The organism is Cognataquiflexum nitidum (genome assembly GCF_022538055.1).
Lineage (GTDB): Bacteria > Bacteroidota > Bacteroidia > Cytophagales > Cyclobacteriaceae > Cognataquiflexum > Cognataquiflexum nitidum.
In genome coordinates this window covers 1-18,275 of the sequence record NZ_JAKZAM010000018.1, presented here as the reverse complement: position 1 = coordinate 18,275, position 18,275 = coordinate 1, and the positions used below count along the sequence as shown (strand labels likewise).

Here is an 18,275-nt window from a genome sequence, read left to right as displayed (position 1 = left end):
TTTTTTGCTAAATTGTGATTTAAACCTTGGGTAATAATGAAAAATGGAAGTGTGTTCCTTTGCGAGTAAACCTATTCTTACTCATTGGAGAGGGATCCCGATAGCTCGGGACGAAGTCGGGAGACCGATGTACGGTCAATTAAGTCCTCAGACAAGAATTATAATAGATTTCCTATCTACGGGTATCATTGTGTACTTACATATAATGAAATATTGCATCACGAGAACGATTTTGAAATGAGAAAACTTGCAAGTATCCAACGAATTAAAGCCTTGGAACCTATAGAAGGTGCGGATTCGATTGATAAGGCTACAGTTTTAGGCTGGCAATTAGTGGTCAAAAAAGGGGAGTTCCAAGTTGGGGATTTAGCAGTTTATTGTGAAATAGACAGCCTCTTGCCCGATAGACCTGAATTTGAATTTTTGAAACCAAGAGGCATGCGTATCAGGACTATCAGATTGCGGGGGCAGGTTTCCCAAGGAATTTGCCTTCCACTTACTATTTTGCCTGACCACATCGAACCGCAGGAGGACTTGGACGTAACCGAAATCCTTGAAATTACAAAATATGAGCCTCCGATTCCTGCCTATCTGAGCGGGAAAGTAAAAGGTAAATTTCCTTCTTTTATCCCAAAAACTGACGAAACCAGGGTTCAGGTTCTGCAAAAAGTCCTGGATAAATACCAAGGGGTATCTTGCTACATCAGCGAAAAACTTGATGGAAGTTCGGCTACTTATTTTATCAAAGACAATGAATTCGGCGTTTGCAGCAGAAACATGGAACTGTATGAGGATGAAGAAAACAGCTTTTGGAAGGTGGCAAGGGAATTGGATATCGAGAATAAATTAAGAAGCATCCATAAAAACATCGCCATTCAGGGTGAACTGATAGGCGAAGGTATTCAGGACAACAGACTCAGACTAAGGGGGCAGACGGTCCGAATTTTCAATGCATTTGATATCGACAAGTTTGAATACCTACCCTACCGGGGGCTAATTGAATTGATGGAAAAACTGGATTTGCCCATTGTTCCAATCATGGAAACTGATTATAAATTAGAGAACGACATTGAGGCCATCGTCAAAAAAGCCACTGTGAAAAGTATGATCTGCAAAGATGTATGGGCAGAAGGCATCGTCATCCGACCTCATCTTGAAAAGTTTGATTTGCTATTGTCTATTGAAAGTTTCAACACAGGCCGTGTGAGTTTCAAAGCTATAAATCCGGAATTTTTACTCAAGTATGGGGAATGAGTGGGTACAAGCCAATTCTATCAATACAGAAAGAAAATTCCAATTGGATCATTGTATTTCACGATCACTTCTTAACCGCAATAATTATCCCGGTGGCCCAATTAAGTTGGGAGAATGTCAGGTCAGCTCTTTCTTCCAATTTCTTGAAAAAGTTGTCGGCTTTTTCTGCATGGCCTTCAGGCCAGTTTGGTTGAGGCAACATATCATCCACGAGATATAAACCTCCGGGATTGAGCATATTCAAAACTTCTTCCAAAAGCAGGTATTTACCATGCCAGGTATCTGCAAAAATGTAATCAAAGCGCATTTCTAAATTGCCAAGAACCCAATCCTCCCCATCGCTAAGAACAAGGGATAGTCGGGAATCTTTTCCAACATGCGTTTTTGCAATATTCAATACTGCTTCATCATTGTCAACAGAAATCAAAGTGCTTTTTTGATCCATACCATCCAAGATCCAGGAAGTGGAAAGTCCTGTTCCCGTTCCGAGTTCAAGAAATTTTCCTGATGGTTTAGACGCTGACAACGTTCTCAGCAGCGAACAAGTCAGCAAGTCTGATGGCATCGTGAAGCCAAGTTCTTTGGTAGCCAGATCAATCGCAAAATAAGCCTCAGGGATGTTTTGGATGTTGTGGTCAGTCATTTTGGTATTAATTTTTTTAATTCCTTTCTATTATTTCCCCATAAATTCCCGGATATCCTTCACCAATTTTTCAAAATCCGGCCGGTGGTTGTACACCATATGGCCTCCTTCGTAATAAAACATTTGTACCCTTTCCATCGGGATATCATGCCTGGCAAAAGTGTATTCTGCATCCAAAAATGGTGTGATCAGGTCATAATAACCATTGGCCACCATGACTTTCAAGTCTTTGTTGCGGCGCATGGATTCGCCGAGACTCCTGGCGACATTGACATAAGAAGGTTCCCAATAAGAACCCTCAGGAACAGGCCTCCAATTCCATTTGCCACCAATACTGCCGTTGGAGGTCAGGTAAGGCCGGTCCACTTTGATTTGTAATGTCTTGGCGAAATAATCCTGCAGGGCAGCAGTGTAAGCCGCATCAATTCCATAGCTCGAAGGATCGCCCAAGGTCGGGGAGGCTGCAGTTTGGTCGCCTTCTTCTCCGAGATACCTTCCATCAAGCGTACCGATGGTTTTTCCTTCCTTGCGGAGCAATTCCTTCTTGAATCTATCTGTAAGGATTCTGTTGTCGGAAAGAAGGACATATTCCTTTTCCAGTCCCAAAAAGTAGGATATTCTTTGAGCAATTTTTTCTTTTTCCTCGAATGTAGATTGGTTCCCTTTGTACAATGCCGGCAAATATTCATTATAGGCAAATGCCCGTGCTTCCGTTACAAAATCTTCCAGTTTTTTACCTTGACCAGCTTTACCATGGTACCAAGCAGTGGCAGCCATGGTGGGAAAATAGGTGAAATAGGATGCGATATTGTCATGAACTGAAGTCGAACCCTGATAATCCAATGCCTGTGAAATCAGAATCAAACCATTCAAGGCCATAGTCTGTCCTCCTCTTTCCAAAGCTGCTGTGACTGCAGCAGCGCGGGTGGTACCATAGCTTTCCCCTGCAATGTATTTTGGAGATTGCCACCTTTGATGCTTTGTGATCCATAGTCGGATAAATTGCGCAATAGACTTGGCGTCTTCCGTCAAACCCCAAAAATCTTCTACCTTACCTTTACCAATCACCTTGCTGAAGCCTGTTCCCACCGGATCGATAAACACCATGTCTGAGATGTCCAACAAAGCCAAATCATTGTTGACCATATTGAATGGGGCTGCCCCATCATCAGTTTTTGCCTCTGAATCTACTTTGACTATTTTGGGTCCAAAAACACCCATGTGGAGCCAAACAGATGCTGAACCCGGGCCTCCGTTGAAGATAAAGGTAACCGGACGTTTGCTTGGGTCAGGTTCAGATTTGATGTAAGATGTGGACCAAAGTGCGGCAACCGATTCACCTTCGGCATTCTTCAGAAATGTCTCCCCCGAGATGGCCTTGTAGCTGATAGCTTTCCCATGAAAAGTCCCTTGATGCGATGTTTCAAAGGCCATTGGATCGGGGATGGGTACAGTTTTTTCGGCTTCTTGGGAAAAGCCTATTGAAAAATTGAAAAATAGTAGAGGAAAGAGTAATTTTTTCATGGATACTTTTTTTTAAGATATAAGAATTTAAATCAAGGGATTGTGTTTCAAAGACATTATATAACGGCATTTCAATATACAGTTTTATCCTGCTTCTGGAGAAGCAGGATAACAGGACTCAACCTTCAAACTTTCAAAACTTTTTAACCTTTTAATTACCAACCTCCGCTTCCGCCTCAATCTCCACCAAATATCCTTCTCCGACCAATTTTGCTTCCACCAAAGTATTGGCAGGTTGGATGTCTGCAAACCGCTGTCCGTGGGCCCTAGCCACAGCTTCCCAATCATTGATATTGTTCACAAAAATCCTGGTGCGGATCACATCTTCCATTTTTCCACCAAGCGAAGTGATTGCCGCTTCGATTTTGTCCAATACAAAATGCGCCTGGGCTCCTGCATCATTTCCGCCAATCATGCGATGCCCATGGGTGGCAGTGGTGCCGGAAACAGAAATCCTGTTGCCCCGTCTCGTCGCACGGCTATATCCGGCCATGCCTTCCCATACTGTTCCGCTGAATACCTGTAGACTGCCGTTGGCACCGGGATGAACTTCATAAGGTTTGGGAAAAGAATCAAGATGGTGGCTGAGGTCACCGGAAGCAGTGAGAAAAGGAGGTTTTCTATATTCGTCTCCACAATCACCGGGGATCTGAGTCAACATCGATTGTGCCTCTCGAATAGTGGTTTTGTCGTTTTCCGATAGCGAAAAGGAAAATAGTTTCATCGTTTCCTCCACATGGGCACTTTGTCCCAATCTGGCACCGATGATGACTCCACCTACCTGAGGTTGCTCGAGGATGAATTTGGTGGCTACATTGGCAATCGAAACTTGGTGTTTTTCAGCTATTCTGGATACGGACTCCAGGAGATTTTGGAATTTTGCCCAACCTCCTGCCGCATCAATGAATCTCTTGTACTTCATCTGAGACCAGGTCGCTTCGTTTTCCAAAAGTGGTTCTGTTTTTCCCAACCATTTTTCTGAAAGAAATCCACCTGCCAAGGTTCCAAAGGCCAGGATTTTCACGCCATATTCCTGACAGACTTTTGCCATTTCTCCCGAAGCCCTTTGGTCGATCAGGGAGTGACAAATCTGGTTGGATACAATCGGGATCCCCGATGCGCAAGCTATCCTCAAGTGTGCCGAATCAAAATTGGTCAAGCCGATATGCTTGATCAATCCCTCCTCCTTCAATTCATTCAGCCAAAACAGTTGGTCCAGCCAGGTCGGGTCAGGGTAACTCCAGGCATGGAACTGCATAAGATCAATCTGCTTGGTCTGAAGTCGGTCAAGAGAAATCCGGATGGCAGCACGTGTTTCTTGCAAGCTTGATTTACCCGGTTTTGGAACCCACTTTGTCAATAGCAGGGCTTTTTTGCCGAGAGGATGCGTGTTTTTGAAAGTTCCTGCTATAATTTCAGCCGAGCCATAATGGTCGGCCATATCAAAAGTAGTCAGCCCAACTTCCATATAAGGCGCCATGGCAAGGGACGTGACATTCGGGTCAAGGACAGTGCCGTCCTTTTCCATATCGGCGATCTGCCAAAGCCCTGTCAGCACTTTGGAAATCCGCAGATCAGGAGCCAATTCGGTGTATAAATCATTCATTTTGTTCATATTAGGGCAATTTTTCAAATAAAGATTTGGTGTCTATCCCTTTGTTTTTCAATTGATTAAATTTAAAAAAGAATATAAGGGAAGCCATACCCATGACAATCAACCAAATAAGAGTCGAATGAAAATACCAGGCTTCTACGTTGGTGTTGAGGTCCTTCCAAGTGTGGATCGACAAGAAAAAGAGCAGAACTGATGTCCCCGCCCAACCCAATGCCATCCTGGTTTTTTTATTCTTTATGATTTTGATATCTGATGCCAATGAGGGATTTACTTTGTCAATAGTCAATAAAGTCACACACATCAACAGAAAATTTACCATCATGGAGGTCACCATGATATCAATGCCCAAAAAGAAATCTCCAGCAAAATGACTTCCCAATATCCCAATACTTGCCATGACCCCGCTGAGGATGACTGCGGCATATGGGGTGTGGAAATGCGGGTGGATTTTAGTGAAATATTTGGGAAAAATACCATCCTCTGCCCAAGCAAACATCAGCCTAGAAACGGAAAGAAGCATAGCAGGAAGGTCATTGATCAAAGCGATCGCCGCTCCTGCGACAATCACCACTGTCAAACCTGATGGAAGCAAGTAGCCCATCAAACCCGGTGCTGTGATGTCTTTTTGCAAAGCTTCTTCAGCTACAAAAGACCAAGGGACTGCATGATAGACTGCCCTTGTAAATAAAATATAATAACCGCCTACAATGACAATGGTCAGTGCAATCGCCAATGGGAGTCTTTTGGTGGGATTCTTGGCCTCTCCTCCCGCCTGTGCAATGCTGTCAAATCCAATAAAACTTGCAAACAGCAAAGCCCCTGCAGAAAGGAAAGTTGGTAAATGGAATTCTGTTCCCATTGAAGGTGAAATTACCCTTCCTTCATTCTCCAATATGGATTGTGCAAAATCTATTTGTGTAAATGAAAGACCAGCTGCGATTACTACTCCGCCCATGATAAACATCAGGATCATCAAAGGAATAACGGTCTTTTCGTACAGACTTGCACCTCGGATATTGACCCAAACAAAGATCCATACCAAAACCAAAGCTAAGTTCACCCTGATAAGTCCGGTTTCCAATAGTGCTGCCAATGAAGTCCATTCCAATGCTGTAGCGATATCCCTCAAGAAAGGAACTGTCACATAAGCCACCACACCGATGACTATAGACAGTCCAAACCATTGAGAAAAGCTCGCTACAAAACCTAAATAAGGATTAAGACCCCGGCTGGCATAGACATAACTTCCCCCTGCCCTTGGCATGGCTGTAGCAAGAAGGCTGTAGGCAAAGGCAGCCAAAAGTGCGGGAATCGCAGCGAAAATAAAGGCAGGCAATACATAAGGCCCGATACCCGGAACATGCCGCTGAATCATAAAAGGTACCACATTGATAGAGGCGCCGAGCATCGAACATACTCCTGTAGCCACTAAGCCCATCAACCCAAGCTGCCTGCTAAGTGTTGGTCTTGTCATAACAAAATACTTTGAGATTTACCCATCGGACCAAATTTCAATATATTTCCCGCATTTCAAAATCCGGAATTTTGGGAGGGCATATACGGTTTTAATTGCTTTGTGGTGACTTTGAATTTTTTTGTAAAGTAGATGATCAAGGGCACAAAAATCACAGTGGGCAATAACCATGCAATAAAGATTGGGTCTGTTTGCCAGTTTTGAACCAAAAATGCTGTCACTGTCGCGATGAAGGCTCCTACCATCCTGCTGATATGTCTGCTGAGAAACCATCCTTTGGGATAGGTTGACAGTTTCTTGGAGTGGTTCAGGTCTGTAATCAGCATGGAAATCAGGATCGCACTGAAAATCAAAAATACAGGTAGAATACCTCCGATATTTCCCCAACCAAGACGGATTAAATAGCCTGTGGGAATCAGCACTGTGATAAATCCCAGGATGATAAAAAGGTAATCCATAGACCCGAAAGTCAATTTGGAATTTCTCCAAAACTGCAAAAAACGGTACCCTGTAAGCGTCATGTAGGTACTAAACCCGCCTACCATCAACAAAAATAAGTTTCCTTTGGGGATGGCTATCCCAAAAGCGGTTATCCCGATCCCAACCATCGACCAATAGTAAACTTTGCCTGAACCATTATGGAGTTTACCACCTTTTTGGAATATGATGGCCAAGACTCCTGAAAGCAAAGCAATTGATCCAAAAAATACATGACTCAGGGTAAATATTTCAAGGTACTGTTTCATGTGGCTTTTTTAATTTTTGAAAAACACTGAAGTTGAAAGCTAATATTTTAACTATTAATCAGATATCCAAACTGTATCCATATCAATACCCAAATCTTAACTCTAATTATTTTTATACTGAAAATTATTCTGTATTTTTCGTGCTAGTTTTATTGCAAAAAACTGTCTTGGTTGACGGATTTGTTCCGTTGATTGATTTTGAACCTATGAAAGTATCCCCGGATAAACCTTTTCAAATCATATATTCCTTATTCAGTCACGAGTTCCTTGGACTGTTATTCGAATCCTTTGTGGTTCAACTGGATGAAAAGGGAAGGCTTTCGTTTGCCCACCAGAATATTTCGCATGTTAACGCAATTGAGTTTTCTTCAGGCCTTAATGAGACAGACTTTAAGTTGATCAAGTGGATGGATGACATGCAGCAAGAAGCCATTGTCAAAAAATTCGACACCAAGAAACTTAAACCGAAAGAATACCTGAGGAAAATCTATGACCCAAAGACAGAAAATAAGGTCGTTCAGGAAATAATTGAACACAAGCTTGAAGGTTTGAGGGCCAAAGTTCTGGAAAACCTGAAAGGGAAGCGTTTTTTTGAGATGGGAAATGATGGTAATCCAATCTGGAGAGAAATCAATATCATGCCGGAAAAGGCTGCAGTACTTTTTCATTTTAGGAGAAATGAGGACAATACACACTATTTCCCTACCATCAAATACCGGGATGCCCCTCTAGAATGGCAATACCGTAATGCCTACCTCATCTGCCACGAACCTGCTTGGTTGGTGGTTGACTACAATTTATACAGTTTTAAAAAAGGGGTGGATGGTAAAAAACTCCAACCTTTTCTCAACAAAAAGTTCATCGTAATCCCCAGAAAGGTCGAAGACCAGTACTACAAAAAATTTGTAACCCAACTTGTCGCTTCCTTTGATGTGTATGCCAAAGGCTTTGATATCAAAGTGGAAAAGTCAATGCCAAAAGCTGTTTTGAGTTTGAGTGACCTGCCTTCAAATCCGAAGATTGATCTTTTTGGAAACAAGTTGGAAGAAGAAGAGGAAGAAAAAATCGTTTTTGACCTACAGTTCCAATACGGTGACTATGCTTTCCGATCTGAAGAAAAAGCATCTAATAATGTAGAGCTTGAACATATTGGAGACAATTATATTTTTCACAAAGTAATTAGAGACCTTGAGAAAGAAAAATCATATGGAGATTACCTCAAAGACCTTGGCCTCCCTGTCAAGCATGCGAGGTATTCTACCTGCAAGTCCAAGGCATTTGGATGGATCAACGCCTATAAAGACAACTTGGAGGAAATGGGGATTCGTATCCAGCAGGCCCCTACCCAAAAAGGGAAAAGATATTTTATAGGGCATGCCAATATTTCTGTGGAAGTCAAAGAAAACATTGATTGGTTTGATGTCCATGCAGTGATAAGATTTGGTTCCTTTGAAATCCCTTTCAATAAGCTTAGGAGACTTTTGCTTCAGGGTAAAACAGAATTTGAATTGCCAAATGGAGAAATAGCGGTCATTCCCAATTCATGGTTTGTCAATTATTCCGAGATGTTTGCATTCATGGAGGAGCATGAGCATGATTCATCCCAGCAATCTCTAGTACTCAAAAAACACCATATTGCCTTAGCCCAAGAGCTTCAAACGGGGAATCTTCTCCAACTTAAACTAAGTCAAAAACTTGAAAAGCTACGAAATTTCAACCAAATAGAGGATTATGATTTGCCCGTGACTTTCAAAGGGATTCTCAGACCGTACCAAAAAGCAGGATATAATTGGATGCGTTTTCTGAACGAGTTTCGGTTTGGGGGTTGCTTGGCCGATGACATGGGTTTAGGAAAAACCGTACAAACACTGGCGCTTTTGGCGCATGAAAAAGAGCAAAATCCGGAAGCCACTTCTTTGCTGGTGATGCCGACTTCCTTGATTTACAACTGGGAGTTGGAAGCAAGGAAGTTTACCTCAAAGCTGAAAATCCTTACCTATACGGGTAGCCAAAGAATCAAAGACACCAGCCGCTTTGTAAAATATGACTTGGTGCTCACTTCCTATGGGATTACAAGAATGGATATAGATATGTTGAAAGGATTCTATTTCAACTACGTCATCTTGGATGAATCCCAAGCCATCAAAAACCCAAGCAGCATCATCGCCAAAGCAGTAAATGAGCTGACCTGTAGGCAGAGGTTGATTCTAACCGGCACTCCCGTAGAGAATGGAACCATGGACCTTTGGTCACAAATGAACTTTATCAACAGAGGACTTTTGGGTAATCAAAATATGTTCAAAAAACAGTTTTTATTGCCGATTGAAAAAAAGAATGACCAAGATAAAGCCGCCAAACTGCATGCCATGATCAAACCCTTTATCCTCCGAAGGTTAAAAAGCCAAGTAGCGACTGACCTGCCTGAGAAAGTTATCAATGTGAAATATTCGACGATGACCCCAGAACAGGAAAAGGCTTATGAGCAAGTGAAAAGCTACTATAGGGAAAAGATCGTCAAAGAAATGTCGGTTCCTGGAATGAAAAACCAGCAATTTGCTTTGTTGAGGGGATTGACCCAACTGAGGCAATTGGCAAACCATCCGCGCTTGACGGACAAAGACTATACCGGAGATTCGGGAAAAATGGAAGATGTAACGCACATGATCGAATCAACGGTCAGTGAAGGACATAAAGTATTGGTATTCAGTCAGTTTGTTAGACATCTTGCTATCATCAGAGAATACCTTGAAAAAGAGAACATCAAATACGCCTACCTAGATGGTACTACCAAAGACAGGCAAGCGCAAGTGGAGTCTTTCCAGCAAAATGATGAGGTGAAAATTTTCCTGATCTCGCTAAAAGCGGGAGGTGTAGGCTTGAACCTGACCAAGGCAGAATATGTATTTTTGCTGGATCCTTGGTGGAATCCTGCTGTGGAAGCCCAAGCCATAGACAGGGCCCACCGAATCGGTCAGGAAAACAAAGTCATCATTTATAAATTTATTAGCCGAAATACGGTTGAAGAAAAAATAATGGCCTTGCAGGAAAGAAAGATGGCACTCGCAGGAGAACTGATCAGTACAGAAGAAAGCTTTATAAAGAGCCTTAGCAAAGAAGATGTTGAGGCATTATTAGATTGATAAACCACACACACTCGCAAAAAAATGAAAAAAGCAATTTTGATAATTCAATGCAAAGATCAGAAAGGCATCGTAGCAAGCGTTTCTGAATTTTTATACTCCTATCAGGGAAATATCCTTGAGATAGACCAACATGTGGACGGTGAAGTCGGGATGTTTTTTATGAGGGTATCCTGGGAATTGGAAACCTTTGGACTGAAAAGAGAAGAAATCGAACCGATTTTTGAAGCCAAAGTCGGGAAGAAATTCGATATGGAATTTGAGTTGTTTTTCAACTACCGAAAGCCAAGGATGGCAGTTTTTGTATCCAAGCTTTCTCATTGTTTGATAGATATTTTGAGTAGGCATTATTCAGGCCAGTTTGATGTAGAAATACCAGTAGTGATATCCAACCACGCTGACCACAAAAAGGTGGTGGAAGCTTTTGGCATTCCTTTCCATTATTTTGCAGTAGACAAGGCAAACAGGATGGATGTGGAAGAAAAGCAGTTGGAATTGCTGAATCAATACCGAACTGATTTTGTGGTTTTGGCCCGGTACATGCAGATCTTAAGCGAGGATTTTATCCGAAATTACCCCAACAAAATCATCAATATCCACCATTCATTCTTGCCGGCTTTTGTCGGTGCTAAGCCTTACCATGCGGCCTACGAGCGTGGGGTCAAAATCATTGGGGCCACAGCACACTATGTCACCGAAGAATTGGATGCAGGTCCGATAATCGAACAGGAGGTAGCCCGTGTACGTCACCATAACTCCCCGGCTGACTTGGTGCAGATCGGTCAGGATGTAGAAAAAGTGGTTCTTTCCAAAGCCATCAAATACCACCTGGAAAGGAAAGTTTTGGCTTACCGAAACAAGACGATTATATTTTATTGATAAGCAGACCTTTTCCAAAGTTTTTGAACTTTGGAAAAGTTTTTAAATTCTTAAATAACCCCAAAAGAATATTGGCATTTGGACACAAGACCTTTTCCAATGGACACGAGACCTTTTCCAAAGTTTTTGAACTTTGGAAAAGTTTTTTAAAACCATCAAATACCCCTTAAGAAAAGAACATATTGGTGCCCCGGTAAAAGATGATTTCTCTATTATTTTTGAAAGCAGACCTTTTCCAAAGTTTTTGAACTTTGGAAAAGTTTTTAAATCTATTGGATACCACTTGGAAAGGAAAGTTTTGGCGTACCGAAACAAGACGATTATATTTTATTGATAAGTAGACCTTTTCCAAAGTTTTTGAACTTTGGAAAAGTTTTTAAATCTATTGGATACCACCTGGAAAGGAAAGTTTTGGCGTACCGAAACAAGACGATTATATTTTATTGATAAGCAGACCTTTTCCAAAGTTTTTGAACTTTGGAAAAGTTTTTGAACTTTGGAAAAGTTTTTGAACTTTGGAAAAGTTTTTTAAAACCATCAAATACCCCTTAAGAAAAGAACATATTGGTGCCCCGGTAAAAGATGATTTCTCTATTATTTTTGAAAGCAGACCTTTTCCAAAGTTTTTGAACTTTGGAAAAGATTTTAAATTCTTAAATAACCCCAAAAGAATATTGGCATTTGAACAAAAGACCTTTTCCAATGGACACAAGACCTTTTCCAATGGACACGAGACCTTTTCCAAAGTTTTGAACTTTGGAAAAGTTTTTTAAAACCATCGAATACCACCTTGAAAGGAAAATATCCAAACATTTTAAATAAATCCTTGTTGGAAAGGTGTCTGTTTTGTCAGATATCTACCTTGACATGGCCTTTTTTGACAAAAAAGTAAAAAACCCTGACTTTGGGAAAGAAAAGTCCTTCAGGGATTTTTTCGACAGCCATTATTCTCTTGTATATCGGAGATTATATTCCCTTTTGGGAAATTCTCAGCTTTCTGAAGAACTGTGTCAGGACATCTTTGTGAGCCTTTGGCAAAGGAGATTTGAATTGCCCGCCATTGCAAATTGGAACAGTTACCTACTGAAATCCGCCACCTTCAAAGCCATAGACTACCGAAGAAAAAGAAAGGATATCCTGAAATTTACAGAAGACCTTGATGCTGAGGGAATCATTGCCGAAGTCGAAGATCCCAAAGATGAAGACATCATATTACAGCTGCTTGATAAAGAAATTGCAGCACTCCCCGATCGGTGTCAGGTGATCTTCAAGCTCAGCCGCTATGAGCAAATGAGCCATGCCGAGATCGCCAAAACTCTGGATATCAGTCCAAAAACGGTAGAAAACCAAATCGGTAAAGCCCTCAAAATTTTAAGAAAAAACCTCCTTCCACAACTATTTTTCGGATTGCTGCAAATTTTTCATTAGCAGGATGGGGGTTTTGAAGCCACTTCTCGACTTATAGGGAAAGAAGCAACTAATGGAACCTACAGACGAACAGCTAGCAAGATGGCTCGAAAGACCGAGTCAGGATGATATTCAGGATTTGAATGAATGGCTTGACAAAAGTCCCGAGAATATCCAAAAATGGGAGAGCTACCAACTGCTTTGGCAAAATTCGGCAAAGTTGGCTTCCAGGATGCCTCTACCTGACCGGGAAAGGATTTGGTCAGGAATTGAAGCTGAAATCGGGGAAAAGAAGACTTTTGCTATTCCTGCCTTTTTCAAATATGCTGCTGCCGCTGCCATCTTCCTGACGATTTCTGTATCCATTTGGCTTTCGACTTCATCCAAGCAGGAACATTACATCGCGAACAACGGGCCTTTGGAAATTTGGCTGTCCGATAGTTCCCGCGTGGTATTGAAAGAGGGGGCCGAATTGAAAGTTTCCAATACCTATTTGGTGGATGAGCGAACGGTCGTTTTGCAAGGCGACGCATTTTTTGAAGTAAAAAGAAATGAGGAAAAACCATTTTTGGTCCAAACCGAATCCCATTTTGTTAAGGTTTTGGGGACATCCTTTTTGGTCCAAACGCCTCAGACGGAAGAAGCCACCGTTTCTGTTTTCTCCGGGAAAGTTGAATTTGGTCTCCCTTCAGGTCAAAGCAGGATACTGACAAAGGACATGTCACTGACCATTTTGGGCGATCAGTTCATAGAAAAGGAAAAAAGCGCCAATGACCTTGCTTGGTGGACAGGAGAACTGAAGTATGACAATGCGCCTTTGTCTCAGTTTGTCGCCGACATGGCATATAATTTTGGCATTGAGGTAAAGGTCTCGGCTACTTCTTTGATGGGCTGTGGACTCACGGCCAAGTTTGAAGGATTGACTCCCGATGAGATGGTGCAGGCTGTTGCCATGACCTTCGGAAGCGAACTGCAGCAATCCTCCCAATCAGGTGTGGTCATGCAAGGTGGAAATTGTGAAACGGGAGGTGGCTCATGGTAAAGTTATTCTTGATTTTTCTCCTCTGTTTTTTGTCTTTTTGGGCCAAAGCGCAGGAACGGATAAGTTTGAATGGAACCTATTCCTCCGAGCAACTCATCGAAAGTATCGAGCAGCAGACTCCTTTTCGGTTTGTCTACCAAAGCCAAATCCTCCCAAAAGGAAAGGTTGTGGAATTAAATTTTGAGGAAGCTAAACTTGAAGAAATCCTTGATTTTTGGACAGCTACCCTACAATTGGAGTATAAGATTCAGGGGAATCTGATCTTATTGTCACCTGCCGCTTCCGCACGAAGAATCCTTAGCGGCTATGTGACCAATCAGGGTGATGGAGAAAAGCTCATCGGTGCCAACATTCAGGTCTTGGGTACAGGAATTGGAATTACCACCAATGAATATGGGTACTTCGCATTATCCATTCCACAGGGCAACTACAAGGTAAAGATTTCTTATATGGGTTTTCAGACCCTGACCGAAGAGGTTGCTTTATTCCAGGACATCGCACGGAATTTCCAGCTTCAAATTGCCAATGTGCTATTGGACGAGGTTTCTGTAGTCTCGGTGGAAGACAAGGTGGAGGAAATTCAGATGAGCACCTTCAAGGTAAATATGGCCTTGGTCCGAAAGCTGCCTGCAATCGGCGGAGAGGTCGACCCGCTACGGATTCTTCAACTGCTTCCAGGCGTACAGTTTGGTACCGAGGGCACTTCGGGATTCAATGTACGTGGAGGTTCTCAGGATCAAAATCTGATCCTCTTGGACGGCGTGCCCATGTACAATGTCTCCCATCTTTTTGGTTTTCTCTCGGTCTTCAATGCCGATGCGATCCAAAACATGGATTTGACCAAAGGAGCTTTTCCGGCCCGATATGGAGGAAGGCTTTCCTCAGTCTTGGACATCAGCATGAAAGAAGGCAGTAAGGAAAGGATTTCGGGAAATGTCGGACTCAGCACTTTTGCCTCGAAGTTCATTTTGGAAGGGCCGATGGCGGGGGAGAAAATGACCTTTATGGTTTCGGCCCGGAGAAGCTTTTTGGATCCCATTTTGGTTCCTATTACCAGAAGGCAAAAAATCGGAAATGGTGCTAGCGGAGGCCAAAGTAATTATTCCTTCTACGATATCAATGCCAAGGTCAACTATACCATTTCTGCCAAGGACCGAATCTACCTGAGCATTTATCAGGGAAATGACCGCTACAGGGACAATACAAAAAGGACAAGCTCCTTCGGAAACTCAAGGGTAGAAAGTGAACAAGATGTCAAACTTGGATGGGGTAATCAGGTGGCCTCTTTACGATGGAACCATGTCTTTCAACCAACCCTTTTTTCCAATGTCAATCTTTTTACAAGCAGGTATCAGTTGAATACCGTTTCGGATAACAATGTAGAAATCAGATCAGGCAGCGGCCGGATTTTCAGTGAGGACTTTTTTGACCAACAGTCCTCCATCCGGGATTTTGGGGGTAAAATTGATTTCAGCTATTTCCCAAATCCAACCCACTTTGTGAAATTTGGCGGACTTCTACTCAGACATCGATTTGTAAATCAGTTTCAGTCCAACTTCTCCATCACCCGCAACAACCAACGGGAGGAGGATTCTTCCAGCTTAAAGGAAGAGAATAATGCATGGGAAGGGTTTGTTTTTGTGGAAGACGAGATAACGATCAATCGACAGTTGGGCGTCAATGTCGGTATCCATGCCAGTAATTTTTGGTCGGGTGGGGTAAGTTATCCTTCCATTCAGCCCAGGGCTTCCTTTAGATGGGCAATCAATGAATCAAACGCCATCAAAGGAGGGTTTGCAAAAATGACCCAATACCTCCACCTGCTGACCAATAGCGGTATCGGGCTGCCAACTGATCTTTGGCTAGGTTCTAGTCCAGAGATAGGCCCACAAAATGCCAATCAGTGGTCATTGGGGTATACCAAAACGTTTTCCAGAGGGCTTGATTTTACGGTAGAAGGCTTCCATAAGAAAATGGAAGGCCTCTTGGATTTCAAAGATGGGGTGACATTTTTTATGAATACGGGAAGCACCAATGAAAAGGTGACCACCGGGGATGGATTGGCCAAAGGGGTGGAAATGATGCTTCAAAAGCAGGTAGGGAAAACGCAGGGTTGGATATCCTACACTTGGTCAAAATCGGATCGGATTTTCCAAGAAATCAATAATGGGGAACCATTCCCATTCATTTTCGACAGAAGACATGATTTTTCAGCCTTGATCAATCAGCAAGTCGGTAAACGATGGAATTTAAGTGCCACTTGGATTTACTTGACAGGAAGGGCGGTGACATTGCCTGTATCGACCTTTGTTGAAAATGTAGTGATTCCAGGCGATAGGACTACTCCCAATGCAGACCTCATTGAATACAGTACCCGAAATGCTTATCGCTTCAAGCCCTATCATAGATTGGATATTTCTGCCAATTACGAAAAAACAACCTCCTGGGGTGGACACCGCTTTTCAGTCAGTGTGTACAATCTATACAATCGTCAAAATACCTTCTTCCTATCCCAAGATCCTGGAGCAGCATCTGATGGATCCATTCTACTTATAGACAATCCCTTATTTCCACTTATCCCCGGTTTTTCTTATGGAATATTCTTCTAATGTCATCCGAAATTTAGCAGCCCTAGGGTTGCTTTATGCGACCAGTTCCTGTCTATCTCAGTCTCCTTCCCCAATTGAAATTATTGATTTCCAAAAGAAATTGGTAGTCAATGGTCATATCAGCCCTGATGTACCATTGTTGATATCTGTGACCAATAACATCCAATTTACCACTACCATGTCAGCCTTGCAGAATATTCCGGATGCCAGAGTAGAACTTTGGGAAGGAAACAGAAAGTTGGAAGAAGGTACGTTCCAACCTTCAGAAACTTTCAGGGCCTTTTTTGCATTTGAGTCCGTGCCTGAGGCAGGTAAGTCCTATTCGCTTAAAGTCAATGCTGCCGGATACCCTGCTGTGGAAACCACGGATCGGGTCCCTGAGAATGCAGCAGAGGCACCCACATTCCGAATCCTCTCCATCGACAGGGTCAATGGCCTAATCGCTGTAGAAGTGGATTTAGAGCTTTTGGATGAAAAAAATTACTTCCATTTACTGTTTTTTGTCAGGACAAAGGGATTTGATGACGTTCAACAAGTCAAGGTGGTGTTGGACAACGAAGGATTGTTAAATGTCGATAACAATGGCGTGGCCTTCGAAGGAGGACTAAATTCAGGGATTATGTATAATCCCGACGTATTTGGATCAAAAAGCAACAAGCGAATCATCGTGTTGGAATATTTATCGGTTATCTTCTTACCCGATACTCAATATGAATTAAGTGCAGAAATACGGACCATCAGCAAAAGCTACTATGACTATTATGTCGCTGTAATCCAGCAAAAATATTATGGTGACTACCCGTTTGTTACCTCAATTAGGATTCCTAACAATGTGCAAGGTGGCTTGGGTAACTTCTCCGCCCACACAGCCAGAAAATCAGGATGGTTGGATTTGAGATAGAGGATGAATACTTCTATTAAATTGATCTGACTTTAATCATTTGCGATTTTTGATTTACGATTAACTACCCACTGAGGTTAGAGTGATGTGAATTGGAGAGATTTCTTTTTGCCTTGGCCTAGGTCGGCACTAAAGATCCAATATATAACCGGGACACCTTAATAGGTTCTTATTGGTGGTAAACTTAAGAAACCCAACAAACCCTAACCCTAAAATTTGGGAAGAGAACATAAACAGCCCGGTAACATTGGTTTTAAATCAACTTATTTAACAAACGTTTAGTTAAAAAATCTAAAACTAGTTTTTCGGAAAAAAAAAAGTTTTCTGACATTTGAAATACAAACTTTAAAATTCTTTTAACATGAAAACAAACCAATTATTTCTTCTCCTTTTCTTTTTGGGTTTTGCACCCACAGTCTCTTTAGCCCAGGTAGAAAATCCGAAAATACAATACTCGATCGGAGGCGGCTTTTCTGTTGATAGAAGCAACATGCTTTGGGGTTTGAATATGACCAATCAGATCAATTATAGGTTAGGGAAAAGAACTTCCCTAAATGCAGGAATTTCATTTTATCAATCTCTCGGAAATCTGGAAAATAAGGAAGTCTTCCCGGGTCAAAAAAGTAAGGACCAATCTTCTGGTATTTTTATAACTCCCATGCTTAAATATGATATCCTCCAGCGTGATTCCGGATTTAAATTGGCTTTTGCCGCCGGCCCATCCCTTCAGTTGGGTGGACAATCAATTCTTTTCAAAGATAATTTCACTGATCCTGAAAACCCTAATTCGTTTGTTTTCCACAATAAATACCAGCGCATAGGCCTGATGATGGAACTTGAAGCTGAGTGGAAAACAAAAAATCCGAATGTTAGAAATGCAGCCAGTATTTCAGCTTATGGAGCAGACAATGATTTTCCTTTATTTATCAATGTCAATTATAAAGTGCGATTTAATTTCGGAAAGGTAACTACTCAGGTTCTATTTAATTAACCGGAATTCAAGTTTTTTAATTGGTAACTGCTTTTGGGTTTAGCCTGTGT

At 42.0% G+C, this 18,275-nt stretch carries 13 protein-coding genes; 8 read left to right on the top strand and 5 right to left on the bottom strand.

Features of this window, described 5'->3' with window-relative positions; all coding sequences use genetic code 11:
- Positions 1 to 237: 237 nt before the first annotated feature.
- Positions 238 to 1,254, top strand: coding sequence for an RNA ligase (ATP) (locus MMU07_RS12985; protein ID WP_241126307.1), 1,017 nt, complete (start codon positions 238 to 240; stop codon positions 1,252 to 1,254).
- Between the two features lie 64 nt (positions 1,255 to 1,318).
- Here the strand turns inward: MMU07_RS12985 and MMU07_RS12980 are convergent, their stop codons facing one another.
- The 5 genes from MMU07_RS12980 to MMU07_RS12960 all read right to left on the bottom strand — a co-directional run bounded on the left by MMU07_RS12980 (position 1,319) and on the right by MMU07_RS12960 (position 7,256).
- Positions 1,319 to 1,897, bottom strand: coding sequence for an O-methyltransferase (locus tag MMU07_RS12980; protein WP_241126306.1), 579 nt, complete (start codon positions 1,895 to 1,897; stop codon positions 1,319 to 1,321).
- 30 nt (positions 1,898 to 1,927) lie between these two features.
- On the bottom strand, positions 1,928 to 3,421 hold the full coding sequence (locus MMU07_RS12975) for a S10 family peptidase (protein ID WP_241126305.1): 1,494 nt from the start codon (positions 3,419 to 3,421) through the stop codon (positions 1,928 to 1,930).
- A gap of 151 nt (positions 3,422 to 3,572) precedes the next feature.
- Positions 3,573 to 5,036 carry an aldo/keto reductase gene (locus tag MMU07_RS12970; RefSeq protein ID WP_241126304.1) on the bottom strand — a complete coding sequence of 488 codons (1,464 nt, stop codon included), beginning with the start codon at positions 5,034 to 5,036 and terminating at the stop codon, positions 3,573 to 3,575.
- 1 nt (position 5,037) lies between these two features.
- Positions 5,038 to 6,510: an APC family permease gene (locus MMU07_RS12965; protein ID WP_241126303.1), complete on the bottom strand. Its 1,473-nt coding sequence runs from the start codon at positions 6,508 to 6,510 to the stop codon at positions 5,038 to 5,040.
- A gap of 56 nt (positions 6,511 to 6,566) precedes the next feature.
- On the bottom strand, positions 6,567 to 7,256 hold the full coding sequence (locus MMU07_RS12960) for a hypothetical protein (RefSeq protein WP_241126302.1): 690 nt from the start codon (positions 7,254 to 7,256) through the stop codon (positions 6,567 to 6,569).
- A gap of 206 nt (positions 7,257 to 7,462) precedes the next feature.
- On the opposite strand from MMU07_RS12960, the gene MMU07_RS12955 reads away from it, so the two are divergent.
- The 7 genes from MMU07_RS12955 to MMU07_RS12925 all read left to right on the top strand — a co-directional run bounded on the left by MMU07_RS12955 (position 7,463) and on the right by MMU07_RS12925 (position 18,225).
- Entirely contained in the window at positions 7,463 to 10,396 is a 2,934-nt protein-coding gene (locus MMU07_RS12955; protein WP_241126378.1) for a DEAD/DEAH box helicase, read from the top strand.
- A 24-nt stretch (positions 10,397 to 10,420) separates the two neighbouring features.
- Positions 10,421 to 11,275, top strand: a complete 855-nt coding sequence (gene purU / locus MMU07_RS12950) for a formyltetrahydrofolate deformylase (protein ID WP_241126301.1) — start codon at positions 10,421 to 10,423, stop codon at positions 11,273 to 11,275.
- Between the two features lie 837 nt (positions 11,276 to 12,112).
- The gene (locus MMU07_RS12945; RefSeq protein WP_241126300.1) at positions 12,113 to 12,703 is read left to right on the top strand and encodes an RNA polymerase sigma factor; all 591 of its coding nucleotides are present in this window, start codon (positions 12,113 to 12,115) and stop codon (positions 12,701 to 12,703) included.
- Between the two features lie 52 nt (positions 12,704 to 12,755).
- Positions 12,756 to 13,724 (top strand): FecR family protein, encoded by a 969-nt coding sequence (locus MMU07_RS12940; RefSeq protein ID WP_241126299.1) that lies wholly within the window; start codon positions 12,756 to 12,758, stop codon positions 13,722 to 13,724.
- Positions 13,718 to 16,333 (top strand): TonB-dependent receptor, encoded by a 2,616-nt coding sequence (locus tag MMU07_RS12935; protein ID WP_241126298.1) that lies wholly within the window; start codon positions 13,718 to 13,720, stop codon positions 16,331 to 16,333. The genes MMU07_RS12940 and MMU07_RS12935 overlap by 7 nt, the downstream gene beginning before the upstream one ends.
- Positions 16,317 to 17,234: a DUF4249 domain-containing protein gene (locus MMU07_RS12930; RefSeq protein ID WP_241126297.1), complete on the top strand. Its 918-nt coding sequence runs from the start codon at positions 16,317 to 16,319 to the stop codon at positions 17,232 to 17,234. The genes MMU07_RS12935 and MMU07_RS12930 overlap by 17 nt, the downstream gene beginning before the upstream one ends.
- 361 nt (positions 17,235 to 17,595) lie before the next feature.
- Positions 17,596 to 18,225: an outer membrane beta-barrel protein gene (locus MMU07_RS12925; RefSeq protein ID WP_241126296.1), complete on the top strand. Its 630-nt coding sequence runs from the start codon at positions 17,596 to 17,598 to the stop codon at positions 18,223 to 18,225.
- Positions 18,226 to 18,275 lie beyond the last annotated feature (50 nt).